At 62.3% G+C, this 26,229-nt stretch carries 25 protein-coding genes; 18 read left to right on the plus strand and 7 right to left on the minus strand.

Translation table 11 applies throughout. The features are described from left to right. Positions 1-114: 114 nt before the first annotated feature. From JFU04_RS23295 to JFU04_RS23315, 5 genes are all read right to left on the minus strand, one after another. Positions 115-306, minus strand: coding sequence for a DUF1289 domain-containing protein (locus tag JFU04_RS23295; protein WP_201145782.1), 192 nt, complete (start codon positions 304-306; stop codon positions 115-117). Positions 307-432: 126 nt separating this feature from the next. Further along, positions 433-1,401 (minus strand): SMC-Scp complex subunit ScpB, encoded by a 969-nt coding sequence (gene scpB, locus JFU04_RS23300; RefSeq protein WP_106802763.1) that lies wholly within the window; start codon positions 1,399-1,401, stop codon positions 433-435. Positions 1,402-1,413: 12 nt separating this feature from the next. Next, entirely contained in the window at positions 1,414-2,112 is a 699-nt protein-coding gene (locus JFU04_RS23305; protein ID WP_169851199.1) for a segregation and condensation protein A, read from the minus strand. A 120-nt stretch (positions 2,113-2,232) separates the two neighbouring features. Then, positions 2,233-2,862 (minus strand): L-threonylcarbamoyladenylate synthase, encoded by a 630-nt coding sequence (locus tag JFU04_RS23310; protein ID WP_065908929.1) that lies wholly within the window; start codon positions 2,860-2,862, stop codon positions 2,233-2,235. Positions 2,863-2,875: 13 nt separating this feature from the next. Next, entirely contained in the window at positions 2,876-3,739 is an 864-nt protein-coding gene (locus tag JFU04_RS23315; protein ID WP_106802762.1) for a PHP domain-containing protein, read from the minus strand. A gap of 87 nt (positions 3,740-3,826) precedes the next feature. Here JFU04_RS23315 and JFU04_RS23320 point away from each other — a divergent pair, with 87 nt between their 5' ends. The 7 genes from JFU04_RS23320 (at position 3,827) to JFU04_RS23350 (ending at position 9,441) form a co-directional block, all read left to right on the plus strand. Next, complete coding sequence (locus tag JFU04_RS23320) at positions 3,827-4,423, plus strand: septation protein A (RefSeq protein WP_201145783.1); 597 nt, start codon at positions 3,827-3,829, stop codon at positions 4,421-4,423. Between the two features lies 1 nt (position 4,424). Further along, complete coding sequence (locus JFU04_RS23325) at positions 4,425-4,724, plus strand: YciI family protein (protein WP_065908922.1); 300 nt, start codon at positions 4,425-4,427, stop codon at positions 4,722-4,724. A gap of 107 nt (positions 4,725-4,831) precedes the next feature. Beyond that, on the plus strand, positions 4,832-5,239 hold the full coding sequence (locus tag JFU04_RS23330) for a translation initiation factor 2 (protein WP_201145784.1): 408 nt from the start codon (positions 4,832-4,834) through the stop codon (positions 5,237-5,239). 7 nt (positions 5,240-5,246) lie between these two features. Then, positions 5,247-5,924 (plus strand): response regulator transcription factor, encoded by a 678-nt coding sequence (locus tag JFU04_RS23335; protein ID WP_003193803.1) that lies wholly within the window; start codon positions 5,247-5,249, stop codon positions 5,922-5,924. A 251-nt stretch (positions 5,925-6,175) separates the two neighbouring features. Next, a complete protein-coding gene (locus tag JFU04_RS23340) occupies positions 6,176-6,640 on the plus strand; it encodes a Spy/CpxP family protein refolding chaperone (RefSeq protein WP_065908918.1) in 465 nt (154 codons plus the stop codon). Positions 6,641-6,707: 67 nt separating this feature from the next. Then, on the plus strand, positions 6,708-8,051 hold the full coding sequence (locus JFU04_RS23345; protein WP_120449689.1) for a sensor histidine kinase: 1,344 nt from the start codon (positions 6,708-6,710) through the stop codon (positions 8,049-8,051). Between the two features lie 40 nt (positions 8,052-8,091). Further along, positions 8,092-9,441 carry a CoA transferase gene (locus JFU04_RS23350; protein WP_201145785.1) on the plus strand — a complete coding sequence of 450 codons (1,350 nt, stop codon included), beginning with the start codon at positions 8,092-8,094 and terminating at the stop codon, positions 9,439-9,441. A gap of 103 nt (positions 9,442-9,544) precedes the next feature. On the opposite strand, the gene JFU04_RS23355 is transcribed toward JFU04_RS23350, so the two are convergent. Both JFU04_RS23355 and arcD (JFU04_RS23360) read right to left on the minus strand, forming a co-directional pair. Then, the gene (locus tag JFU04_RS23355) at positions 9,545-10,408 is read right to left on the minus strand and encodes an AlkA N-terminal domain-containing protein (protein ID WP_201145786.1); all 864 of its coding nucleotides are present in this window, start codon (positions 10,406-10,408) and stop codon (positions 9,545-9,547) included. Next, positions 10,405-11,832, minus strand: coding sequence for an arginine-ornithine antiporter (gene arcD / locus JFU04_RS23360; RefSeq protein WP_201145787.1), 1,428 nt, complete (start codon positions 11,830-11,832; stop codon positions 10,405-10,407). The genes JFU04_RS23355 and arcD (JFU04_RS23360) overlap by 4 nt, the downstream gene beginning before the upstream one ends. Positions 11,833-12,278: 446 nt before the next feature. On the opposite strand from arcD (JFU04_RS23360), the gene arcD (JFU04_RS23365) reads away from it, so the two are divergent. The 11 genes from arcD (JFU04_RS23365) (at position 12,279) to JFU04_RS23415 (ending at position 26,192) form a co-directional block, all read left to right on the plus strand. After that, complete coding sequence (gene arcD, locus JFU04_RS23365) at positions 12,279-13,706, plus strand: arginine-ornithine antiporter (RefSeq protein ID WP_201145788.1); 1,428 nt, start codon at positions 12,279-12,281, stop codon at positions 13,704-13,706. Positions 13,707-13,730: 24 nt separating this feature from the next. After that, on the plus strand, positions 13,731-14,987 hold the full coding sequence (gene arcA / locus JFU04_RS23370) for an arginine deiminase (protein ID WP_201145789.1): 1,257 nt from the start codon (positions 13,731-13,733) through the stop codon (positions 14,985-14,987). Positions 14,988-15,055: 68 nt separating this feature from the next. After that, positions 15,056-16,066, plus strand: coding sequence for an ornithine carbamoyltransferase (locus JFU04_RS23375; RefSeq protein WP_003220053.1), 1,011 nt, complete (start codon positions 15,056-15,058; stop codon positions 16,064-16,066). Positions 16,067-16,239: 173 nt separating this feature from the next. Continuing rightward, a complete protein-coding gene (gene arcC / locus JFU04_RS23380) occupies positions 16,240-17,169 on the plus strand; it encodes a carbamate kinase (protein WP_201145790.1) in 930 nt (309 codons plus the stop codon). A gap of 18 nt (positions 17,170-17,187) precedes the next feature. Beyond that, positions 17,188-17,550 carry a DUF5064 family protein gene (locus JFU04_RS23385; protein WP_065908895.1) on the plus strand — a complete coding sequence of 121 codons (363 nt, stop codon included), beginning with the start codon at positions 17,188-17,190 and terminating at the stop codon, positions 17,548-17,550. Positions 17,551-17,734: 184 nt separating this feature from the next. Beyond that, a complete protein-coding gene (locus tag JFU04_RS23390) occupies positions 17,735-19,243 on the plus strand; it encodes a sigma-54-dependent transcriptional regulator (protein ID WP_106802756.1) in 1,509 nt (502 codons plus the stop codon). A 382-nt stretch (positions 19,244-19,625) separates the two neighbouring features. Further along, the gene (gcvH, locus tag JFU04_RS23395; protein ID WP_065908891.1) at positions 19,626-20,009 is read left to right on the plus strand and encodes a glycine cleavage system protein GcvH; all 384 of its coding nucleotides are present in this window, start codon (positions 19,626-19,628) and stop codon (positions 20,007-20,009) included. A gap of 10 nt (positions 20,010-20,019) precedes the next feature. Further along, positions 20,020-22,860 (plus strand): aminomethyl-transferring glycine dehydrogenase, encoded by a 2,841-nt coding sequence (gene gcvP, locus JFU04_RS23400; RefSeq protein ID WP_201145791.1) that lies wholly within the window; start codon positions 20,020-20,022, stop codon positions 22,858-22,860. 189 nt (positions 22,861-23,049) lie between these two features. After that, a complete protein-coding gene (locus JFU04_RS23405; protein ID WP_065908886.1) occupies positions 23,050-24,426 on the plus strand; it encodes an L-serine ammonia-lyase in 1,377 nt (458 codons plus the stop codon). 39 nt (positions 24,427-24,465) lie between these two features. Continuing rightward, positions 24,466-25,590: a glycine cleavage system aminomethyltransferase GcvT gene (gene gcvT, locus JFU04_RS23410; RefSeq protein WP_201145792.1), complete on the plus strand. Its 1,125-nt coding sequence runs from the start codon at positions 24,466-24,468 to the stop codon at positions 25,588-25,590. A gap of 389 nt (positions 25,591-25,979) precedes the next feature. Further along, a complete protein-coding gene (locus JFU04_RS23415) occupies positions 25,980-26,192 on the plus strand; it encodes a cold-shock protein (protein ID WP_027902257.1) in 213 nt (70 codons plus the stop codon). Positions 26,193-26,229: the final 37 nt, after the last annotated feature.

The following is a 26,229-nucleotide window of genomic DNA, read 5'->3' on the forward strand; positions in this document are numbered from 1 at the left end:
CGTGGCCTGAAGAGTGTTGAAAGCGGGGCTTTGGGACAATAGCGCGCCAAAGGGTCGCGAATCATACGCGCATGGCGCGCGTTGCGCATCAGAGACTAGTCGATTGGGCCGCCATCATTTGCTTTTCCGCCGACCGGTGGCCCCCAGCGCCAGCAGGCGCAGCTCGGCTTCGGCAAGCACCGTGCGCTTGTCGGCTTTGTCGAGTTTCTTCCAGGCACGGATCTCGCGCTTGCTGCGACCACAGCCGACACAGATGTCGTCGTTGAATTTGCAGATGCTGATGCACGGGGCTTTGGTGGAACTCATTGAAATCCTCCCAGGCACTGGTTTTCTGTGGGAGCTGGCTTGCCGGCGATGGCATCACCTCGCTATAGCAGAAAGACCGAGTCGCCTGCATCGCAGGCAAGCCAGCTCCCACATTTTGAAGCGGCGTCAGTCTTCGAACTGGCGCCGCTCGGCCTCGATGGCTTCGGCCAGCGCCTGGGCTTCGGCTTCTTCGTCGCTCAGCGACGGTTGTTCGAGGGCGGCGACGGCGGCCAGGAGCTTCTCGCGAGCTTCAGCGACACCGAGGATGTCTTCTTCGGGTTCAGGCTCAGCTTCTGCTTCGACTTCAGCCTCAACTTCAACGTTCACTTGGGCTTCAGCTTCAACATCAACGTCCACTTGGGCTTGCGGCTCGGCAGCCCCATCACGCAGCAAGTCGTCGAAGTCGGTCTTGATGCCCTGCTCCATGTCGTCCAGTTCCAGCAACAGGGTGTGGAAACTGGTTTCGTCCTTGGGTTCTTCCGGCTCCGCGCTGGCGTCGGCCAGTTCCTGCAGGCTCGCCGGGACCGGCGCGTCGTCGAAGTCGAGCACCGGCTCGGCCTCCATTTCGCGCAGCTCGGCCAGGGGCGGCAGGTCGTCGAGGTTCTTCAGGTTGAAGTGGTCGAGAAACACCTTGGTGGTGGCGAACATCGCCGGTTTGCCGGGCACATCGCGATAGCCGACGATGCGGATCCACTCGCGCTCCAGCAAGGTCTTGACGATATGGCTGTTGACCGCCACGCCACGCACATCCTCGATTTCGCCGCGGGTGATCGGCTGGCGATAGGCGATCAGCGCCATCGTCTCGAGCATCGCCCGTGAATAACGCTGCGGGCGCTCTTCCCACAGCCGGCCCACCCACGGGGAAAATTTCTCACGAATCTGCAGGCGATAACCCGACGCCACTTCGCGCAGCTCGAAGGCGCGGCCATCGCAGGACTTGCGCAAGATCTCCAGGGCTTTCTTGAAGACTGGCGGCTCCGGGCGCTCGGCTTCTTCGAACAGTTCGAACAGGCGCTCCAGGGATTGCGGTTTACCCGAGGCCAGGAGAAAGGCTTCCAGCAGCGGCGCCAGTTCGCGGGGTTCAGTCAGATTCATCGATTCAGCTCTTTATTCGGCTCGCGCCCGCACGTGGATAGCCGCAAAAGGCTCATTCTGGACCAGCTCGACCAAGGATTCCTTGACCAGTTCGAGGATCGCCATAAAGGTCACCACGACGCCCAGGCGCCCTTCTTCGGCAGTGAACAGCTCGACAAACGGCACAAAACCGCCGCCCTTGAGGCGTTCGAGTACATCGCTCATGCGTTCACGGGTCGACAAGGCCTCGCGGCTGACCTGGTGGCTTTCAAACATATCGCCACGGCGCAGCACCTCGGCCATGGACATCAGCAATTCTTCCAGGCTCACGTCCGGCAACAATTTGCGCGCCCGGGCCTCGGGGGCATCGAGCTTGGGCACCACCACATCGCGGCCCACGCGGCTCAAGCCGTCGATGCCTTCGGCGGCGGCCTTGAAGCGCTCGTACTCCTGCAGGCGGCGGATCAGTTCGGCGCGCGGGTCGTCCTCTTCGGCCTCGATCGTCTCCGAGCGCGGCAGCAGCATGCGCGACTTGATCTCGGCCAGCATGGCGGCCATCACCAGGTACTCGGCGGCCAACTCCAGGCGCACCGACTGCATCAACTCGACATACCCCATGTACTGACGGGTAATTTCCGCCACCGGGATGTCGAGGATGTTGATGTTCTGCTTGCGGATCAGGTACAGCAGCAAGTCCAGCGGGCCTTCGAAGGCTTCGAGGAAGACTTCCAGCGCGTCCGGCGGGATGTACAGGTCCAGCGGCATTTCCATGACCGCCTGGCCATACACCATGGCAAACGGCAGTTCCTGCTGGGCGCCCGCCTGGCTGTCGACGGTTTCCGCGGCCGACATTCAGGCCTCGGCCATGAAGGGGGCCGGGTCGCCGCAACCCACGCGGATCACTTCGGGTTCGCCGTCCGCCAGGTTGATCACGGTGGAGGCCTTGCCGCCGCCGAAGCCGCCGTCGATGATCAGGTCCACCTGTTTTTCCAGGAGTTGGCGCATTTCGTACGGATCTTCCAGGGGTTCGGCGTCGCCGGGCATGATCAGCGACACGCTCATCAGCGGTTCACCCAGCTCGGCCAACAGCGCGAGGGCGATGGGATGCTCGGGCACGCGCAGGCCGATGGTGCGTTTCTTCGGGTGCAGCAACAGGCGCGGCACTTCGCGGGTGGCGTTGAGAATAAAGGTGTAGGGCCCCGGCGTGTGGGCCTTGAGCAGGCGGAAGGTGCCGGTGTCGACCTTGGCGAACAGCCCCAGCTGGGACAGGTCGCTGCAGATCAGCGCGAAATTGTGCTTGTCATCCAGCTGGCGCAGGCGTCTTACACGCTCGACCGCGCCCTTGTCGCCGATCTGGCAACCGATGGCGTAGGACGAATCGGTGGGATAGATCACCACGCCACCGGCGCGAATGATCTCCACGGCCTGTTTGATCAGGCGCGCCTGGGGGTTTTCCGGATGAATCTGGAAGAATTGACTCACGTGTTCTACCTGTTCAGACGGTGGCAATAATGGGGTCATGCTTGAATCGCCCCCACAAGAGCGGCAAGTCTTCCGGGACGGGGCGATACTCGCCGATCTCGGACCAGCCGCCTGGGCCATGAAAATCACTGCCGGCACTGACCAGCAGACCAAATTCGCGGGCAAGAATCGCCAAGCTGCCCACCTGTTCGGCGGGTTGATAGCCGTTGACCACCTCAATCGCGTGGCCGCCCGCTCCAATATAGTCGCCAATCAGCTTGCGGCGCTTGCTGCGGGTGAAATCGTAATGCCAGGGATGCGCCAGGCTGACCCAGGCCCCGGATGCCCGCAGGGTCTCGACGGTGTCCTCCAGGGTCGGCCAGTGTTGCTTGACGTCACCCAACTTGCCGGCGCCCAGCCATTTGCGAAAGGCTTCGGCGCGGTCCTTGACGAAACCTTCGCGCACCATCCAGTCGGCAAAGTGCGGACGGGCCGGCGCATTGCCGCTGTCGCCCAGTTCCTGCTGGATGGCGCGGGCGCCGTCGAGCGCGTTGGGCATGCCCTTGAGGGCGAGTTTTCGGCTTATTTCTTCGGACCGCAGCCAGCGGCCATCGTGCAATTGGGCGATGGCCTCGACCAGGGGCGGGGCGTTTTGATCGAATCCATAGCCCAGCACATGAATGGTGGCGCCACCCCAGGTACAGGACAATTCCACCCCGTTGACCAGCTGCATGCCCAGGGCATGCGCGGTTGCGCGGGCTTCATCGAGGCCTTCGAGGGTGTCGTGGTCGGTCAACGCCAGGACTCGCACGCCTTTTTCAAACGCACGCGCAACCAATACCGCGGGCGCCAGGGCGCCGTCGGAGGCCGTGCTGTGGCAGTGCAAATCAACATTCACGGGAGTGTGTAACCTCAAGTCAGCTGGCGCTTTCGCTACCAAGGATGTTTGTTATTATGCCGCCACATCCAGCTTCTGGCTCTTACTGTGAAACAATTCATCGACTTCATCCCGCTGTTGCTGTTTTTCATCGTTTACAAACTCGACCCCAGGGTCATCGATATTGCCGGCCATGAACTGACCGTCGGGGGCATCTACAGCGCCACCGCCGTGCTGATCATCAGCTCCATCGTAGTCTACGGCGCCCTCTTCATCTCCCAGCGCAAACTGGAAAAAAGCCAATGGCTGACTCTGGTCGCCTGCCTGGTATTCGGCAGCTTGACCCTGGCCTTCCACAGCGAGACCTTCCTCAAATGGAAAGCCCCGGTGGTGAACTGGCTGTTTGCCCTGGCCTTCATCGGCAGCCATTTCATCGGTGACCGCCTGCTGATCAAGCGGATCATGGGCCACGCACTGACCCTGCCGGAGCCGGTCTGGACACGTTTGAACGTGGCCTGGATCGTGTTCTTCCTGTTCTGCGGCGCTGCCAACCTGTTCGTGGCCTTTACCTTCCAGGCCTACTGGGTCGACTTCAAAGTCTTCGGCAGCCTGGGCATGACCGTGCTGTTCCTGATCGGCCAGGGTATCTACCTGTCGCGCCACCTGCATGACACCGACCCTACTACGCCAAAAACCGAGGACTGACATGCTCTACGCCATCATTGCTACCGATGTTGCCAACTCGCTGGAAAAACGCCTGTCCGTGCGCCCGGCACACCTGGAGCGCCTGAACGAGCTGCAAGCCGCAGGTCGCCTGGTACTCGCCGGCCCGCACCCGGCCGTCGACAGCAACGACCCGGGCGCCGCCGGTTTCACCGGTAGCCTGGTGGTTGCCGAGTTCGCCTCCCTGGCCGATGCACAGGCCTGGGCCAAGGCTGACCCGTATGTTGCGGCAGGCGTCTACGCCGACGTCGTGATCAAGCCATTCAAGCAAGTCCTGCCTTGACCCAGGCGTGTGTCGAACCTAATACGTGCGGCACACTCCTAATTGCTCATTATTCTCGGTAACCTGCCGACAACGTTCTGAATATTCGTGTGGAATCAGGAGTTCCGATGCGCTTAAGTCAGTTGTGTCTGTTGGCAGTGGTAATGATCGGGGCTACGGCCCACGCTGAAGAAACCTCGAACACCGGCAGTTCCACGCCCCTGTCCTTGAGTGCCGGCGCCCAGATCACCGAGTTGCAGCAACGCTTGAAAGAAAGCGAACGGCTGCGGGAAGAACTGAGCAAGCAACTGCAGGGAGCGGATGCGACGCGCGAAAGCGCCCAATTGAGTCGTCTTCGCCAAGAGAACCAACGCCTGGCCCAGCAACTCAAAGAGACACAAGGCGGTGCCTTGACCCGATGGCTGACCGAGCAACAGCAATGGTTTGTCACCGGCGGGGCCGTCGCCCTGATCGCCTTGCTGTGCGGGATCTTCGCCAGCGGTGGGCACCGTCGCCGTCGACAATGGCTAAATTGAGTGAGTCATGAGCGAGCTGTTACTGATAGATGATGACCAGGAGCTCTGCGAGCTGCTGACCAGTTGGTTGAGCCAGGAAGGCTTCCAGGTGCGCGCCTGCCACGATGGCTTGAGCGCCCGCAAAGCCTTGGCCGACAGCGCCCCGGCAGCGGTGGTGCTGGACGTGATGCTGCCCGACGGCAGTGGCCTGGAGCTGCTCAAGCAACTGCGCAACGACCACCCGGAGTTGCCGGTGCTGATGCTCTCGGCCCGCGGCGAACCGCTGGATCGCATCCTCGGCCTGGAACTCGGTGCCGACGACTACCTGGCCAAGCCCTGCGACCCGCGCGAGTTGACCGCGCGCCTGCGCGCCGTGCTGCGCCGCAGCCATCCGGCCGCCGTGTCCACCCAGCTGGAACTCGGCGACCTGTGCTTCAGCCCGGTGCGCGGCGTGGTCAGTATCGACGAACAGGAATTCGCCCTCACCGTTTCCGAAAGCCGCCTGCTCGAAGCCTTGCTGCGCCAGCCCGGCGAACCACTGGACAAACAGGAACTGGCGCAGATCGCGCTGGGCCGCAAGCTGACCCTTTACGATCGCAGCCTGGACATGCACGTCAGCAACCTGCGCAAAAAGATCGGCCCGCACCCGGACGGCCGGCCACGGATCGTCGCGTTGCGCAGCCGCGGCTATTACTACAGCCTCTGAGTTTCACGCACTCTCCTGTGGGAGCGGGCTGGCTCGCGAATGCGGTGTATCAGTCAGCACATGCATAGGCTGACCCGCCGCATTCGCGAGCCAGCCCGCTCCCACATTTGAATACCCAAACCCCCACAGTTTTGTCAGTTCGCAACAAAACCCTCTTTACCCAAGCTTTACCCACACCTGACCGCCGCTGACCTTGATCTCCGTAATCTACTCACATCCGGACTCACCGGAATAGAGACAGGAGAATCACCATGCGCAAGACCCTTATCGCTTTGATGTTCGCCGCTGCCCTGCCGACCGTTGCCATGGCCGCCATGCCAGACGGCCCAGGCCCGATGGGTGAACCTTCCGGCCACATGATGGGTGGCCCAGGCCACGGCGGTGAACACGGTCCGCGTGGCAAAGGTGGCCCTTTCAGCCAGCTGGACCTGAGCAAGGAACAGCGCCAGCAGATCGGCAAGCTGATGGGCGACCAATGGCACGCTCGCAAAGACCTGGTCAAAAAGTACCTGGACAAACTCCCGGCCGCCGACCAGAAAGCCATGCAGGATGAAATCGCCGCCGGCAAGCAGAAAACCCAGGCGGATATCCGTGCAGTCCTCAAGCCTGACCAGCAGAAGAAGTTCGACGAGATCGTCAAGAAGCAAGCGGAGCGCCGCGCCGAGTGGAAGGAATTCCAGGCCTGGAAAGCGCAACAGCCGCAAAAAGCGCAATAATGTTCTAGCTTCACTCCCCCAGCCCAGTGGCTCGCGCCGCTGGGCTTTTCCTGTTTGAGGGTTTCCTGTGCGTTCATTGTTCTGGCGCATCCTGGCCAGTTTCTGGCTGGCCATCGCCCTGGTTGCCGGGTTGTCGATCCTGCTTGGGCACATGCTCAATCAAGATGCCTGGATTCTCAGCCGCCACCCCGGCCTCAATAACCTCGCCGAAGAGTGGACTCAACTCTACGAGACCCAAGGCGAGGATGCCGCCCAGGACTTGCTGCAACAGCGCAAGCGCCAGTACCACATCGACGTGCAAGTGCTCAACGAAAGCGGCGAGCCGGTCGTGCGGGGCACCTTTCCGCGCCGCGCCGCCGCGTTCGAAGCCCGCCAGAATGACAGCCAGGACGGCCACCTGCCCTGGCGACGCCTGACCGCCGAGTACACCAGCGAAAAGACCGGCGACACCTACCTGCTGATCTATCGCATCCCCCATCCCGAGCTGGACGCCTGGCACCGCAGCAGCCTGCTGTGGCCGTTGAGCGCGTTGGCCATCGCCCTGGTGGTGCTGACCCTGTTCAGCCTGCTGGTGACGCTGTCCATCACCCGCCCCCTCAGCCGTCTGCGTGGCGCAGTGCATGACCTCGGCCAGGCCACTTACCAGCAGAACAGCCTGGCGCGCCTGGCCAACCGCCGCGATGAGTTCGGCGTGCTGGCCACTGACTTCAACCGCATGGGCGCCCGCCTGCAAAGCCTGATCGGCAGCCAGCGCCAGTTGCTGCGCGACGTCTCCCACGAGCTGCGCTCGCCGCTGGCCCGCCTGCGCATCGCGCTGGCCCTGGCCGAACGCGCCAGCCCCGAAGAACGCGAAAAACTCTGGCCGCGCCTGACCCGCGAATGCGATCGCCTGGAAGCGTTGATCAGTGAAATCCTGGTGCTGGCGCGCGTCGATGCCGATAACGCCAGCGCCGAAGACGTCGACCTCAACAGCCTGCTCAAGACCCTGCAAAAAGACGCCCAGCTCAGCGCGCCGGAGCAGGTGGTGCAACTCACCGCCCAACCCGACCTGCGCCTAAAAGGCTGGCCGACCATGATCGAACGCGCGGTGGACAACCTGCTGCGCAACGCGCAGCGCTTCAACCCGAAGGGCCAGCCGATCGAATTGCACGCCCATCTCCACGGCGAGCACATCCTTATCAGCGTGCGCGACCACGGCCCCGGCGTGGATGCCGAACACCTCAGCCAATTGGGCGAGCCGTTCTACCGCGCCCCTGGCCAGACCGCCCAGGGTCACGGCCTGGGCCTGGCGATTGCGCGGCGTGCGGCGGAACGCCATGGCGGCAGCCTGATCCTGGCCAATCATCCTGAGGGCGGGTTTATCGCCAGCATCGACCTGCCATTGGAGCCCGGGGTTGCCACATCGGCCTGATGATCTTCTATAGTGGCCCTTCTCTTAAGGAGGGCCTTTGATGACTGACCTGCTGACTCCCATCCAAGCCGCACTCGATCTACCGCCTACTCCATTGACCGTGACCGAGGCCGGCGCCCTGCCATCGACCTTCGCCGTCACCGACCTGGCCAGTGCCAGTATCGGTGCCGCCGGCCAGGCCGTGGCCCAACTGGTGCTGGCAATGACCGGCCGCTTGCCCGCCGTGAGCGTGGACCGACGCCTCGCCTCCTTCTGGTTCTCGTCGTCCCTGCGTCCGGTGGGTTGGCAAACGCCACCGCTGTGGGACCCGGTGGCCGGCGACTACGCCAGCGCCGACGGCTGGATTCGCCTGCACACCAATGCGCCCCACCACCGGGCCGCCGCCGAGCAAGTGCTGGGCAAGGTCGCCGACCGCGCCGAAATGGCCAGCAAGGTCGCCGCATGGAACGCCGCCGAGCTGGAACAGGCGATTGTCGACGCCGGCGGCTGTGCGGCACAGATGCGTTCGTGGCAAGCCTGGCAGCAACATCCGCAAGGGCTGGCGGTGAATGCCGAGCCGCTGGTGCAGCGCCAGACCTTTGCCACCACCACCGCAAAAACCTGGACAGGCTCGGTAGCGCGCCCGCTGGCGGGTATCAAGGTGCTGGACCTGACCCGCGTATTGGCCGGTCCCGTCGCCAGTCGTTTTCTCGCTGGGCTGGGCGCCGATGTACTGCGCATCGACTCACCGACCTGGAACGAGCCGGGCGTGGTGCCGGAAATGACCCTCGGCAAACGCTGCGCGCGCCTTGACTTGAAAACGTCCGAAGGCCGGCAGGTATTCGAAGCGTTGCTCAAGGACGCCGACATCCTGTTCCACGGTTACCGTGCCGATGCCCTGGAACAGCTGGGCTATAGCGCCGCCGAGCTGCAAAGCATCGCCCCCGGCCTGATCGACGTGAGCCTCAACGCTTATGGCTGGAGCGGCCCGTGGCGCAATCGACGCGGCTTCGACAGCCTGGTGCAGATGAGCAGCGGGATTGCCGACGCGGGCATGGCCTGGAAACACGCGGATAAACCGGTGCCGCTGCCGTTGCAGGCGCTCGACCATGCGACCGGCTATCTGATGGCAGCCAGCGCGATTCAAGCCTTGAGTGAGCGGTTGAAATCCGGGCGGGGCGGATCGGCGCAGTTGTCGTTGGCGCGCACGGCCAAGTTGCTGGTGGAGGCGGGTCAAGTGCCGGAACAGGTGGCGTTGCGGGCCGAGGAACCCGGCGATCAAGGGCTGGTGGTGGAACAGACCGCCTGGGGTCAGGCCCATCGGCTGCTGGCGCCGGTGACCATCAGCGGTACGCCGTTGCAGTGGGATTTGCCGGCCGGGGAATTGGGCTCGCATCGGCCGCAGTGGTAGCCTTTCGAGCGTTATCGCAGGCAGGCCAGCTTGCACAATTTGAGTGGTAGACACCCTCAAACGTGGGCGCTGGCTTGCCTGCGAAGAGGCCTTGCCCGCCCCCTCAATCCACCCGCTGCAGCGACGTCCACAAATGCTGCGCCGCATACGCCCTCAACGGCCGCCACGCCTCGGCCCGCGCCAACAGCTGCCGCGCCGAAACCGGCCCGCCTTCCAGCGCCGCCAGCGCATTGATCAAGCCGATGTCCCCCGACGCAAACGCATCCGCCTCGCGCAGTTGGCGCATGGCGATGTACTGCGCGGTCCAGTCACCAATCCCCGGCAGCGCGACCAGCCGCGCCACCCCGTCCTTGAGGCTGGCCTTGGGCGCGAACACCTGCGGATCATCCAGCAATGCCTGGGCCATGCCGGACAAGGTGCGACCGCGCGCCTTGGGCATGCCCAGCGCAGCCAGGTCCGCCGCCGCCAACACCTGCGGCGTCGGGAACGCGTGGGTGATGCCGACGTGCGGCGTATCCAGGGGCTGGCCATATTGTGCAACCAACTTGCCCGCAAGGCGGATCGCCGCGACTACCGTGATCTGCTGACCGAGCACGGCACGGACCGCCAGTTCCAGGCCATCCCAAGTGCCCGGCACCCGCAGCCCGGGCCGCGCGGCAACCAACTGCGCCATCAACGGGTCCTTCGCCAATTGCTGGTTGATCAAGGCCGGTTGGGCGTCCAGGTCAAACATCCGGCGCAAGCGCCGCTCGATCTCGGGAAACGCCGCCGGCTCGGGAAAATCGACGCTCACCTCCAGCCAATCGCCGTCACCCGGCGCGACACTGATCCAGCCGTGTCGCCCATCCACGCTGATACTGCGCCGGTACACGCCAGCCACCACCGTCTCGAGCCCGGTGATCGCCCGCGCCGACAAAAAACCCAGCATTGCCGCCCAGTCATAAGGCGGCTGATACGCCACTTTCACAACGACAACACCCCGCTGTACAGCCCATACGCCGCCAGGCTGGCGCCGGCGATCACGCAGCTGAAGATGCCTTTTTCCACGTGGGTGAACAAGGGTTGGGCCTGCTCGCGCTTGGCCAGTGCAAACAGCACCACACCGGGCGCGTACAGCAGCGCCGACAGCAGCAGGTATTTCAAGCCACCGGCGTACAGCAGCCACACCGCGTAGCCGAGGGCGACCAGGCCCACCAGCAAATCCTTGAAACGCTGACGCTGGGCGCCCTCATAGGTTTCGCCGCGCCCGCTCAACAACACCGCATAGGCCGCCGACCACAGGTACGGCACCAGGATCATCGAGGAGGCCAGGTAGATCAGGGTGGTGTAGGTGCTGTGGGAAAACAGCGTGATGACCAGGAAAACCTGGATCATCACATTGGTCAGCCACAGCGCATTGACCGGCACCTGGTTGGCGTTTTCCTTTTTCAGGAAGGCCGGCATGGTCTTGTCATGGGCGGTGGCGTAGAGGATTTCCGCGCACAGCAGCGCCCACGACAGCAAGGCGCCGAGCAACGACACGGCCAGGCCGATGCTGATGGCCATCGCACCCCAGGGCCCGACGATGTGCTCCAGCACCCCGGCCAGGGACGGATTTTGCAATTGCGCCAACTGCGGCTGGCTCATGATCCCCAGGGACAACACATTCACCAGCACCAGCAGTGCCAGCACGCCGAGAAAGCCGATCACCGTGGCGCGGCCCACATCCGCGCGTTTCTCGGCCCGCGCCGAATACACGCTGGCGCCCTCGATGCCGATAAACACGAACACGGTGACCAGCATCATGTTGCGCACCTGGTCGACCACGCTGCCGAACTGCGGGTTGCCCAGGCCCCAGATATCGCGGGTGAAGATATCGGCCTTGAACGCCAGGCCGGCGATCACGATAAACATCAGCAACGGCACGATCTTCGCCACCGTGGTGATCTGGTTGATGAACGCCGCCTCCTTGATCCCGCGCATCACCAGAAAATGCACGGCCCACAGCAGCAATGACGCGCAGCCGATGGCCACCGGCGTGTTGCCATGGCCAAACACCGGGAAGAAGTAGCCGAGCGTGCTGAACAGCAACACGAAGTAACCCACGTTGCCCATCCACGCACTGATCCAGTAACCCCAGGCCGACGAGAACCCCATGTAGTCGCCGAACCCGGCCTTGGCGTAGGCGTACACCCCGGAATCCAACTCCGGCTTGCGGTTGGCCAGGGTCTGGAACACGAAGGCGAGGGTCAGCATGCCGACGGCGGTGATCGCCCAACCGATCAATATCGCGCCGACCTCGGCGCGCGCGGCCATGTTCTGCGGCAAGGAGAAAATCCCGCCGCCGATCATCGAGCCCACCACCAGGGCAATCAGGGTGCCAAGCCTAAGTTTCTGGGCCGGTTGAGACATGAATACTCCTGGATAATTATTAAATTGAGCTGACAACCGTGCACTCAACTAATTATCTCAGCGAGTGTAGCGTTTATTAAAGACCGCGATAAAACCGCCACGCTCATAACGCAATCGCATGACAATTTATAACGTTCAGGCTTATTTAGAATTTAAATACCGCTGGCACTTAACGTTTGCCGTGCTACTTCGCCCCGCGTCGGGAAAAGTTTGCACATACAGGAATACGGACTAGCTTCAAACGTCCATACCCCTGACTAAATGATTAACCACAACGCAGAGACCGCTCTGGAAAGCGCCTTTGCGAGGAAAAGTATTGCCCGGGCGTTTTACCCCTAAGTCATTAATTCACAATGGAATGTGCCAATGAAGTGATCTGAGTCAGCTGTTTGATTAGCGCACGGAATTATTCTGTGGTCTCTCTTCTCCTGCATTGGAGTCATGCAATGTCTGAATCTCCCGGAAAACTTCGATTGGGCGCACTGGTTGCACTCGTCGTCGGCTCAATGATTGGCGGCGGGATCTTCTCACTGCCGCAAAACATGGCCGCCAGCGCCGACGTCGGTGCGGTGTTGATCGGTTGGGTGATTACCGCCATCGGCATGCTGACCCTCGCCTTCGTGTTCCAGACCCTCGCCAACCGCAAACCTGACCTCGACGGCGGCGTGTACGCCTATGCCAAGGCCGGGTTCGGCGACTACATGGGTTTCTCGTCGGCCTGGGGTTACTGGATCAGTGCCTGGCTGGGCAACGTCGGTTACTTCGTGTTGCTGTTCAGCACCCTGGGTTACTTCTTCCCGATCTTCGGCGAAGGCAACACCCCGGCAGCGGTGATCGGTGCCTCGGTGCTGTTGTGGGCCGTGCATTTCCTGGTGCTGCGCGGGATCAAGGAAGCGGCGTTCATCAACCTGGTGACCACCGTTGCCAAGGTGGTGCCGCTGCTGCTGTTTGTGCTGATCGCGCTGTTCGCGTTCAAGCTGGAGATTTTCACCGCTGACATCTGGGGCGTGAAAAACCCTGACCTCGGCAGTGTCATGAACCAGGTGCGCAACATGATGCTGGTCACCGTATGGGTGTTCATCGGCATCGAGGGCGCGAGCATCTTCTCGTCCCGTGCGGAAAAACGCTCCGACGTCGGCAAGGCCACGGTGATTGGTTTTATCACCGTGCTGCTGTTCCTGATGCTGGTGAACGTGCTGTCCCTGGGGATCATGACCCAACCGGAACTGGCCAAGCTGCAAAACCCGTCGATGGCCGCCGTGCTGGAACACGTGGTGGGCCATTGGGGCGCCGTGCTGATCAGCGTCGGCTTGATCATTTCCCTGCTGGGCGCGCTGCTGTCGTGGGTACTGCTGTGTGCGGAGATCATGTTCGCCGCCGCCAAGGACCACACGATGCCGGAGTTCTTGCGTAAGGAAAACGCCAACCATGTGCCGGCCAACGCCCTGTGGCTGACCAACGCCATGGTCCAGATTTTCCTGGTGATCACGCTGTTTTCCGCCAGCACTTACCTGTCGCTGATCTACCTCGCCACCTCGATGATCCTGGTGCCGTACCTGTGGTCGGCCGCCTATGCGCTGTTGTTGGCGGTGCGCGGTGAGACCTACGAAAACGCCCTGCGCGAGCGCAAGAAAGATCTGTTCATCGGTGCCGTTGCGCTGATCTACGCGGTCTGGCTGCTCTACGCCGGCGGCGTCAAATACCTGTTGCTGTCCGCCCTGCTGTATGCCCCCGGCGTGATCCTGTTCGCCAAGGCCAAGCATGAGTTGGGCAAACCGATTTTCACCAATGTCGAGAAGCTGATTTTCACCGCGGTAGTCATTGGCGCCCTGGTGGCTGCCTATGGCCTCTACGACGGCTTCCTGACTCTGTAACTGTTGTTCACTGGAGGATCTGTAATGACCACGGAAAAAGTGAAGTACGGCGTACATTCCGAAGCCGGCAAACTGCGCAAAGTCATGGTGTGCTCCCCAGGCTTGGCCCACCAGCGGCTGACCCCCAATAACTGCGATGAACTGCTGTTCGATGACGTGCTGTGGGTCGCCCAGGCCAAGCGCGACCATTTCGACTTCGTCACCAAGATGCGCGAGCGCGACATTGATGTGCTGGAAATGCACAACCTGCTGACCGACATCGTCGCCATCCCCGAAGCGCTGGACTGGATCCTGGAGCGCAAGATCACTGCCAATACGGTGGGCCTGGGCCTGGTCGATGAAGTCAGCTCGTGGCTGCGCAGCCTGGAGCCGCGCAAAATCAGTGAGTTCCTGATCGGTGGCGTGTCGGCCGAGGACCTGCCGAGCAGCTTCGGCGGCAAGACCATCGAAATGTTCCGCGACTTCCTCGGCCACTCAAGCTTCATCCTGCCGCCGCTTCCCAACACCCAGTTCACCCGTGACACCACCTGCTGGATCTACGGCGGCGTGACGCTGAACCCGATGTACTGGCCGGCGCGACGCCAGGAAACCCTGCTGGCCAGCGCTATCTACAAATTCCACCCGGAGTTCACCAACGCCGACTTCCAGATTTGGTACGGTGACTCCGACCAGGAACACGGCGCCTCCACCCTGGAAGGCGGCGACGTCATGCCGATTGGCAACGGCGTCGTGTTGATCGGCATGGGCGAGCGCTCGTCCCACCAGGCCATCGGCCAACTGGCGCGCAACCTGTTCAAAAACAAAGCCGTGGAACGCGTGATCGTTGCCGGCCTGCCGAAATCCCGTGCGGCGATGCACCTGGACACGGTGTTCAGCTTCTGCGACCGCGACCTGGTCACCATCTTCCCTGAAGTGGTCAACCAGATCGTACCGTTCACTCTGCGTCCCGATGAAAGCAAGCCGCACGGTATCGATATCCAACGCGAGAAAACCAACTTCCTCGAGACCGTCGCTGCGGCCCTCAATCTCAAGGCGCTGCGCGTGGTCGAGACCGGTGGCAACAGCTTCGCCGCCGAGCGCGAACAATGGGACGACGGCAACAACGTAGTGGCCGTGGAGCCGGGTGTGGTGATCGGCTACGACCGTAACACCTACACCAACACCCTGCTGCGCAAGGCCGGTGTGGAAGTCATCACCATCAGCGCCGGTGAACTCGGCCGTGGCCGTGGCGGCGGCCACTGCATGACCTGCCCGATCATCCGCGACCCTATCGACTATTAATTTTTGGCCTTGGCCGCTGCTTATCCGGCAGTGGCCAGGGGGATAACCGAAACCCAAGGAGATCCATCATGGCTTTTAATATGCGCAACCGCAGCCTGCTCTCGCTGATGCACCACACTACCCGCGAGCTGCACTACCTGCTGGACCTGTCCCGCGACCTCAAGCGCGCCAAATATACCGGCACCGAGCGTCCGCACCTGAAAGGCAAGAACATCGCGCTGATCTTCGAGAAAACCTCGACGCGCACCCGTTGCGCCTTCGAAGTCGCAGCCCATGACCAGGGCGCGCACGTCACCTACATCGACCCGGTATCGTCGCAGATCGGCCACAAGGAAAGCATGAAGGACACCGCCCGCGTGCTCGGGCGGATGTTCGATGCCATCGAGTACCGTGGCTTTGAACAGGAAATCGTCGAAGAGCTGGCCAAGTTCGCCGGTGTGCCGGTGTTCAACGGCCTGACCGCCGAATTCCACCCGACCCAAATGATCGCCGACACCCTGACCATGCGCGAGCACAGCGACAAGCCGCTGCATGACATCAGCTACGCCTACCTGGGCGACGCGCGCTACAACATGGGCAACTCGCTGCTGATGATCGGCGCCAAGCTGGGCATGGACGTGCGCATTGGCGCGCCGAAAGCCCTGTGGCCGCACGCTGATTTCATCAAGCAGTGCCAGGCATTCGCCGAGGAAAGCGGCGCGCGCATCACCATCACCGAAGACCCGAAAGAAGCGGTCAAGGGCGTCGACTTCATCCACACCGATATCTGGGTGTCGATGGGTGAGCCGGTGGAGGCGTGGGACGAGCGCATCGAGCAACTGCTGCCGTACCAGGTCAATGCCAAGATGATGAAAGCCTCGGGCAACCCGCGCGTGAAGTTCATGCACTGCCTGCCGGCGTTCCACAACAGCGAAACCAAGGTCGGCAAGGACATCGCCGCGCGCTATCCGAACCTGGCCAATGGCGTGGAAGTGACCGAGGAAGTGTTCGAGTCGCCGGCCAACATCGCGTTTGAGCAGGCGGAGAACCGCATGCACACCATCAAGGCGATCCTGGTGTCGGCGTTGGCGGATATCTAACCCTCAACACCGTTCCCACTGTTGAAACGCGATCAAAACTGTGGGAGCGGGCTTGCTCGCGAATGCGGTGTGTCAGTCCGCACATGTATCCACTGATCCACCGCTTTCGCGAGCAAGCCCGCTCCCACTTTGGTCCTGTGTTCGCAACATAGCACTCTAGAAGGACATTGTTTATGCGCATCGTCGTAGCCCTGGGCGGCAACGCCCTGCTCCGCCGTGGTGAACCCATGACGGCGGACAACCAACGCGCCAACATCCGCATCGCCACCGAACAGATCGCCAAGATCCACCCCGGCAACGAACTGGTGATCGCCCACGGCAATGGCCCGCAGGTCGGCCTGCTGTCGTTGCAGGCGGCCGCCTACACCAGCGTTTCGCCGTACCCGCTGGACGTGCTGGGCGCCGAGACCGAAGGCATGATCGGCTACATCATCGAACAGGAACTGGGCAACCTGCTGGACTTCGAAGTGCCGTTCGCCACCCTGCTCACCCAGGTCGAAGTGGACGCCAAGGACCCGGCCTTCCAGAACCCCACCAAGCCCATCGGCCCGGTATACGCCAAGGCCGAAGCGGAAAAATTGGCCGCCGAAAAAGGCTGGGCCATCGCCCCGGACGGCGATAAATACCGCCGCGTGGTCGCCAGCCCGCGCCCCAAACGTATCTTTGAAATCCGCCCGATCAAGTGGCTGCTGGAAAAAAGCGCCATCGTGATCTGCGCCGGCGGTGGCGGTATCCCGACGATGTATGGCGAAGACGGCAAGCTGCGCGGCATTGAAGCAGTGATCGACAAAGACCTGTGTTCCTCACTGCTGGCCTCGCAGCTGGATGCCGATCTGCTGGTGATCGCCACCGACGTCAACGCCGCCTTCATCGACTTCGGCAAGCCCAGCCAGAAGGCCATCGGCCAGGCCCATCCTGACGCCATGGAAAAGCTCGGCTTCGCCGCCGGCTCCATGGGGCCCAAGGTGCAAGCCGCCTGCGAGTTCGCCCGCCAGACTGGCAAAACCGCAGTGATCGGTTCACTCTCGGACATCGAAGCCATCGTCCAGGGCAGCGCCGGTACGCGCATCAGCACGGCAACACCTGGCATCACCTACCTGTGAAGTAGAGGAGAAACGCCTATGGCCACCTTTGAACCCGGTCACTTGCATGTCGAACGTCACGCGCTCAACAAGGACGACTACAGCTACAACCTGTGCATCGACTACGAGGTCAGCCAGGACCCAAAGGAAGGCAAGGGAATGCTCTTCAAGCTGCACGGTTCGGTACAGGGCAAGGACCTCAAGGAAGAGTTCTTCCTGCCCAAGGATCAAGCGTTTGATTTTGCCCGGCATGCGATGAACATCGCGCAGAAATACGGGATGCCGAAGATCGCGGTGTTGAACGGCTCGATGCACAAGCAGTACGACTTGATGTTCGAGGACGTGCGGCATCAGCTGGATGTGAAGCCCGGGGACCCGATCAAACCTGAACACCTCGAATAACCCGACGCCCCCGACACCCACACTCAAATGTGGGAGCGGGCTTGCTCGCGAATGCAGTGTGTCAGTCAGCAATTTTTTCACTGACGCACCGTATTCGCGAGCAAGCCCGCTCCCACATTTTTGATCTCCATCACCTGTCAGGCATACTGGCCACCCTCAGTACGCCAGAACCAACATTCGCCCCATGCGTATCCACGTCAGCTTCATCGACCGCGTCGGTATCACCCAGGAAGTCCTGGCCTTGCTCGGTGGGCGCAACCTCAACCTGGATGCCGTGGAGATGGTCCCGCCCAACGTGTACATCGATGCGCCGACCCTCAGCGCCGAGGTGCTCGAAGAGCTGCGTGACGCGCTATTCAGCGTGCATGGCGTGCAGGCAGTGACCGTGGTGGACATCCTTCCCGGCCAACGCCGCCACTTGCAACTCGACGCCCTGCTGGCGGCCATGACCGACCCGGTACTGGCGCTGGACAGCGCGGGCAAGATCCTGCTGGCCAACCCGGCGTTGATCGCGCTGTACGGTCGCGAACCGGCCGGGGAAAGCATCGCCGAGCTGTTCAATGACCCGCCGCTGCTCGACACCTTGCTGGAACACGGCTTCCGCCTGCCGCTGCGCGAGATCAGCGTCAACGGCCAGACCTTGCTGCTCGACGCCACGCCGATCACCGACGCCGGCGCCCTGCTCACCCTCTATCAGCCCAACCGCATCGGTGAACAACTGTCGGCGCTGCACCATGACCACGCCGAGGGCTTTGATGCTCTGCTGGGCGAGTCCCCGGTGATTCGTACGCTCAAGGCACGCGCACAGCGGGTGGCGGCGCTGGATGCACCGCTGCTGATCCAGGGCGAAACCGGCACCGGCAAGGAGCTGGTGGCGCGGGCCTGCCACGCCATCAGCGCGCGGCACAGTGCACCGTTTTTGGCGCTGAACTGCGCGGCGCTGCCGGAGAACCTCGCCGAGAGTGAACTGTTCGGCTACGCCCCCGGCGCGTTCACCGGTGCGCAGCGCGGCGGCAAGCCGGGGCTGATGGAGCTGGCCAACCAGGGCACAGTGTTCCTGGATGAAATCGGCGAAATGTCGCCGTACCTGCAGGCCAAGCTGCTGCGTTTTCTCAATGACGGCAGCTTCCGTCGGGTCGGCGGCGACCGCGAAGTGAAGGTCAATGTGCGCATTCTCAGCGCGACCCACCGCGACCTGGAAAAGATGGTCAGCGAAGGTACCTTCCGCGAAGACCTGTTCTACCGCCTCAACGTGCTCAACGTCGAAGTGCCGCCGCTGCGCGAACGCGGCCAGGACATCCTGCTGCTGGCGCGCTACTTCATGCAGCAGGCCTGCGCGCAGATCCAGCGCCCGGTGTGCCGCCTGGCACCCGGCACTTATCCCGCGCTGCTGGGCAACCGCTGGCCGGGCAATGTGCGCCAGTTGCAGAACGTGATCTTCCGCGCCGCGGCCATCTGCGAAAGCAGCCTGGTGGATATCGGCGACCTGGACATCGCCGGCACCTCGGTCGCCCGCCAAAGCGATGGTGAAGTCGACAGCCTCGAGCAAGCGGTGGAAGATTTCGAGCGCGGGTTGCTGGAAAAGCTCTATACCAGCTACCCCTCGACCCGCCAATTGGCCAGCCGCCTGCAAACCTCGCACACCGCCATCGCCCATCGCCTGCGCAAGTACGGCATTCCCAACAAGCCCTGACTGAACGTAGTGAACAAGTGGGAGCTGGCTTGCCTGCGATAGCGGTGGGTCAGTCAACACCGCTATCGCAAGCAAGCCCCACATTGATTGCATTCCAACGCTGATATCAAAAGCGACGCCCACCTGTACTGAAAGCGCTACAGCGTAACGATATCGCTACAACCCTGTTTTTTGCGCGCCATGCAAGGCTTTGATCCACATAGGCTTTTTTTCTGGCGTCGCACTGTAGCGAAATCGCTACAGCCGATCTTTATATTGTCATCATCAATTTTATTAATTCATTGATTTATAACGACTTAATGACGTTGGCCGCGATATTGCTAAGCAACTCCCCATTATTCCAATCCCGTCCACCAGACGAATCTGGCCCCGAGGAGTTTCCATGAGCGAGTTGCGTTTCACTGAAGATCACGAATGGCTGCGCGCCGAAGCCGATGGCAGCGTCACCGTGGGTATCACCGCTTTCGCGCAGAACGCGCTGGGTGATGTGGTTTTCGTGCAACTGCCGGAGCTGCAGTCCTACGACAAGGGCGCCGAAGCGTCCACTGTTGAATCGGTCAAGGCCGCCAGCGGCGTGTACATGCCGTTGGACGGTGAAGTCCTCGAAGTGAACGACAAGCTCGACGCCAGCCCGGAATTGGTCAACGAAGACCCGATGGGCGAAGGCTGGTTCTTCCGCTTTAAACCGGCCGATGCCGAGGCGGTCGCTAAACTGTTGGATCAGGACGCGTACGACCGTCTGATCAAAGCCAACGCCCAAGCCTGAGGAGCGCGCCATGACTGTTAATTTGAGCACCGCCAACGAATTCATCGCCCGCCACATCGGCCCGCGCCAGGAAGACGAGCAGCTCATGCTGGCGAGCCTGGGCTTTGACTCCCTGGAAGCCCTGAGCGCCAGCGTGATCCCGGAAAGCATCAAGGGCACCAGCGTGCTCGGCCTGGAAGACGGCCTCAGCGAAGCCGAGGCCCTGGCCAAGATCAAGACCATCGCCGGCCAGAACCAACTGTTCAAGACCTACATCGGCCAGGGCTACTACAACTGCCACACGCCGTCGCCGATCCTGCGCAACCTGCTGGAAAACCCGGCCTGGTACACCGCCTACACCCCGTACCAGCCGGAGATTTCCCAGGGCCGCCTGGAAGCGTTGCTGAACTTCCAGACCCTGATCAGCGACCTCACCGGCCTGCCGATCGCCAATGCGTCGTTGCTCGACGAAGCCACCGCCGCCGCCGAAGCCATGACCTTTTGCAAGCGCCTGAGCAAGAACAAGGGCAGCAATGCCTTCTTCGCCTCGATCCACAGCCACCCGCAGACCCTTGACGTACTGCGCACCCGTGCCGAGCCCCTGGGCATCGACGTAGTGGTCGGCGATGAGCGCGAACTGAGCGACGTCAGCGCATTCTTTGGCGCCCTGCTGCAATACCCGGCCAGCAACGGTGACGTGTTCGACTACCGCGAGCTGACCGAACGCTTCCACGCCGCCAACGCCCTGGTGGCGGTGGCCGCCGACCTGCTGGCCCTGACCCTGCTGACCCCGCCGGGTGAGTTCGGTGCCGACGTGGCCATCGGCAGCGCACAACGCTTCGGCGTGCCGCTGGGCTTCGGCGGCCCGCACGCGGCGTACTTCTCCACCAAGGATGCGTTCAAGCGCGACATGCCGGGCAGGCTGGTCGGTGTCTCCGTCGACCGTTTCGGCAAGCCGGCGCTGCGCCTGGCCATGCAGACCCGCGAGCAACATATCCGCCGCGAGAAGGCCACGAGCAACATCTGTACTGCCCAGGTGCTGCTGGCCAACATCGCCAGCATGTACGCCGTGTACCACGGCCCCAAAGGCCTGACGCAGATTGCCCAGCGCGTGCACCAGCTCACCGCGATCCTGGCCAGCGGCCTGACCGCCCTGGGCCTGAAAGTCGAGCAGGAACACTTCTTCGACACCCTGACCCTCAACACCGGCGCCCAAACCGCGGCCCTGCACGACAAGGCGCGCGCCCAGCGCATCAACCTGCGTGTGGTGGATGCCGAGCGTGTCGGCCTGTCGGTCGACGAAACCACCACCCAGGCCGATATCGAGACCCTGTGGTCGATCTTCGCCGATGGCAAGGCCCTGCCGGACTTCGCCGCCAAGGTGGAAAGCCGCCTGCCTGCCGCGCAACTGCGCCAGTCGCCGATCCTCAGCCACCCGGTGTTCAACCGTTATCACTCGGAAACCGAGCTGATGCGCTACCTGCGCAAGCTGGCCGACAAGGACCTGGCCCTGGACCGCACCATGATCCCGCTGGGCTCGTGCACCATGAAGCTCAACGCCGCCAGCGAAATGATCCCGGTGACCTGGGCCGAGTTCGGTGCCCTGCACCCCTTCGCCCCAGCCTCGCAAAGCGCCGGCTACCTGCAGCTGACGTCCGAGCTGGAAGGCATGCTCTGCGCGGCCACAGGTTATGACGCGATCTCGCTGCAACCGAACGCCGGTTCCCAGGGCGAGTACGCCGGCCTGCTGGCGATTCGTGCGTATCACCAGAGCCGTGGCGAAGCACGTCGCGACATCTGCCTGATCCCGTCGTCGGCCCACGGCACCAACCCGGCTACCGCCAACATGGCCGGTATGCGCGTCGTGGTCACCGCGTGCGACGCACGTGGCAACGTCGACATCGAAGACCTGCGCGCCAAGGCCATCGAGCACCGCGAGCACCTCGCCGCGCTGATGATCACCTACCCGTCGACCCACGGCGTGTTCGAAGAAGGCATCCGCGAAATCTGCGCGATCATTCACGACAACGGCGGCCAGGTGTACATCGACGGCGCCAACATGAACGCGATGGTCGGCCTGTGCGCACCGGGCAAGTTCGGTGGCGACGTGTCCCACCTGAACCTGCACAAGACCTTCTGCATTCCACACGGCGGTGGCGGCCCGGGCGTCGGCCCGATTGGCGTCAAGTCGCACCTCACGCCATTCCTGCCGGGCCATGCGGCCATGGAACGCAAGGAAGGCGCGGTGTGCGCGGCGCCGTTCGGCAGCGCGAGCATTTTGCCGATCACCTGGATGTACATCAGCATGATGGGCGGCGCGGGCCTCAAGCGCGCTTCGCAGTTGGCGATCCTGAATGCCAACTACATTTCCCGTCGCCTCGAAGAGCACTACCCAGTGCTCTATACCGGCAGCAATGGCCTGGTGGCCCACGAGTGCATCCTCGACCTGCGCCCACTGAAAGACAGCAGCGGCATCAGCGTGGATGACGTGGCCAAGCGCCTGATCGACTTCGGCTTCCACGCGCCGACCATGTCGTTCCCGGTGGCGGGCACCTTGATGATCGAGCCGACCGAAAGCGAATCCAAAGAAGAGCTGGACCGCTTCTGCAACGCGATGATCGCCATCCGCGAAGAAATCCGCGCGGTGGAAAACGGCACCCTGGACAAGGACGACAACCCGCTGAAAAACGCCCCGCACACCGCAGCGGAACTGGTCGGCGAATGGAGCCACCCATACAGCCGTGAACAAGCGGTGTACCCGGTTGCTTCGCTGATCGAAGGCAAGTACTGGCCGCCGGTTGGCCGCGTCGACAACGTGTTTGGCGATCGCAACCTGGTCTGCGCTTGCCCGTCGATCGAGAGCTACGCGTAACCCGACGGTTACAACGCGGTCTTTGTGGGCGCCGGCTTTTGTGGGAGCTGGCTTGCCTGCGATGCAAGCACCTCGGTCTACCCAGTAGGCCAAGGTGATGCTATCGCAGGCAAGCCAGCTCCCACACAAGCCCGGCTCCCACATTGGGCCGCGTACATCCGATCAATAATAAGAAACCGGAGAACAACCATGTCCCTTAGCGTGTTCGACCTGTTCAAGATTGGCATCGGCCCCTCCAGTTCCCACACCGTCGGCCCGATGCGCGCCGCCGCCCGTTTCGTCGAAGGGTTGCGCCGTGACGACCTGCTGGGCGCCACCACCGGCATCAAGGTGGAACTCTATGGCTCCCTCGGCGCCACCGGCAAAGGCCACGGCAGCGACAAGGCCGTGTTGCTGGGCCTGGAAGGCGAACACCCGGACACCGTGAATACCGAAACCGTGGCCGCGCGCCTGGCGCAGATGCGCAGCGACGGCCGCTTGAACCTGCTCGGTGAACACAGCATCGCGTTCAACGAGAAAGAACACCTGGCGATGATTCGCAAACCCCTGGCCTACCACCCCAACGGCATGATCTTTCGTGCCTTTGATGCGGCCGGCATCCAGATTCGCAGCCGCGAGTACTATTCGGTCGGCGGCGGTTTTGTCGTGGATGAAGACGCCGCCGGCGCCGACCGGATCGTCGAAGACGCCACGCCCCTGACCTTCCCGTTCAAGCACGCCAAGGATTTGCTCGGCCATTGCACCACCTACGGGTTGTCCATCAGCCAGGTGATGCTGACCAATGAAAGCGCCTGGCGCCCGGAAGCGGAAACCCGCGCCGGCTTGCTGAAGATCTGGCAAGTGATGCAGGACTGCGTGGCCGCCGGTTGTCGCAACGAGGGGATTCTGCCCGGCGGCTTGAAGGTCAAGCGCCGCGCTGCGGCACTGCATCGGCAACTGTGCAAGCATCCTGAATCGGCGCTGCGCGACCCGTTGTCGGTGCTGGACTGGGTCAACCTGTACGCCCTGGCAGTCAACGAAGAAAACGCCAACGGCGGGCGTGTGGTCACCGCGCCCACCAACGGTGCGGCCGGGATCGTGCCGGCGGTGCTGCATTACTACATGCGCTTTATCCCCGGCGCGAACGAGGATGGTGTGGTGCGCTTTCTGCTCACCGCCGCCGCCATCGGCATTTTGTACAAGGAAAACGCCTCGATCTCCGGCGCCGAAGTTGGCTGCCAGGGTGAAGTCGGCGTGGCCTGCTCGATGGCCGCCGGCGCGCTGTGCGAAGTGCTGGGCGGCAGCGTCTCGCAAGTCGAAAACGCCGCCGAGATCGGCATGGAACACAACCTCGGCCTGACCTGTGACCCTATCGGCGGGCTGGTGCAGGTGCCCTGCATCGAACGCAACGCCATGGGCTCGGTCAAGGCCATCAATGCGGTGCGCATGGCCTTGCGCGGTGACGGGCAACACTTCGTCTCCCTCGACAAAGTCATCCGCACCATGCGCCAGACCGGCGCCGACATGAAAAGCAAATACAAGGAAACCGCCCGTGGCGGTTTGGCGGTCAACATTATCGAGTGCTGACGCCGACAAGCGCGCCAGCACGTTTTTCAGGAGCTGAATATGTCCACCGAAACCCTGTTGAAAACCCCGTTGCATGCCCTGCACCTCGAACTGGGCGCCCGCATGGTGCCGTTCGCCGGCTACGACATGCCGGTGCAATACCCGCTCGGCGTGATGAAGGAACACCTGCACACCCGTGACCAGGCCGGGCTGTTCGACGTGTCGCACATGGGCCAGATCCGCCTCACTGGCGCCAATGCCGCCAAGGCCCTGGAGACCCTGGTGCCAGTCGACATCATCGACCTGCCGGTGGGCATGCAGCGCTACGCGATGTTCACCAACGAGCAGGGCGGCATCCTCGACGACCTGATGGTGGCCAACCTGGGTAACGACGAGCTGTTCCTGGTGGTCAACGCCGCCTGCAAGGACCAGGACCTGGCCCACCTGCGCCAGCACATCGGCGACCAGTGCAGCATCGAGCCACTGTTCGAGGCGCGTGCCCTGCTCGCCCTGCAAGGCCCGGCGGCGGTCAAGGTGCTCGCGCGCCTGGCACCGGAAGTCACCGGGATGACCTTTATGCAGTTCGCCTCCCTGCGTTTGTTGGGCGTGGACTGCTACGTCAGCCGCTCCGGCTACACCGGTGAAGACGGCTTCGAGATTTCCGTGCCCGCCGCCAACGCCGAAAGCCTGGCCCGCAGCCTGTTGGCCGAGACCGAAGTGCAGCCGATCGGCCTGGGCGCCCGTGACTCACTGCGCCTGGAAGCCGGCCTGTGCCTCTACGGCCACGACATGAACACCGAGACCACGCCGATCGAAGCCAGCCTGCTGTGGGCGATTTCCAAGGCCCGCCGCGCCGACGGCCCGCGTGCCGGTGGTTTCCCCGGCGCCGACCGCATCTTCAGCCAGCAGCAGGCCGGAGTGAAGCGCAAACGCGTTGGCCTGCTGCCACAAGAGCGCACACCGGTGCGTGAAGGCGCCGAGATCGTCGACGAACACGGCACCGTGGTTGGCAGTGTGTGCAGCGGTGGCTTTGGCCCGACACTGGGCGGCCCGCTGGCCATGGGTTACCTGGACAGTGCATTCGTCGCACTCGACACCCAAGTATTCGCGCTGGTACGTGGGAAAAAAGTGCCACTTCGTGTAAGCAAAATGCCATTTGTGCCACAGCGTTACTATCGTGGCTGATTGACTGTTCCTATAAGTAACGCGGTTGCGTTAACGTGCACTAAACTGTAACGCAACCGCCATAAAACAGTGCATTGACGATAGTCATTGTTATCAGCACCGGGCTATAACAAGTGAACAACTCTATCGAATAAGTCAGATCCCAAATGTTGACCGAAGTGTCATACAGCCAAGCAAAACCAAGGGCTTGCCCGGGGCTTGTTTTTTCTCCAGTAGTTGGCGTAGAGTTTGTTCACTGTGTTTGCATGGGTCGCTTGGAACCTGGACCTGGGCAGTAGCCAAAGTTTGCTACAACCCGTTCGACGTCTCTTACTTTCCTGCAACCCAGCCCAGTACTCTTTCATGTGAAAGGGGCTGTCATTAATTTTTAGCGTCAAGGAAATAAGAAAATGGCTGAACGTCAGAGCGGTACCGTCAAGTGGTTTAACGACGAGAAAGGGTTTGGTTTTATCACTCCAGAAAGCGGTCCGGATCTGTTCGTGCATTTCCGCGCTATTCAGGGCAACGGCTTCAAGAGCCTGAAAGAAGGCCAGAAAGTGACCTTCGTTGCCGTGCAAGGCCAGAAAGGCATGCAGGCTGACGAAGTACAAGCAGAAGCCTGATCCCTGCTGCGACAAAAAGCCCCTGATGGTGACATCA

Source organism: Pseudomonas sp. TH21 (assembly GCF_016651025.1).
Taxonomy (GTDB): domain Bacteria; phylum Pseudomonadota; class Gammaproteobacteria; order Pseudomonadales; family Pseudomonadaceae; genus Aquipseudomonas; species Aquipseudomonas aylmerensis.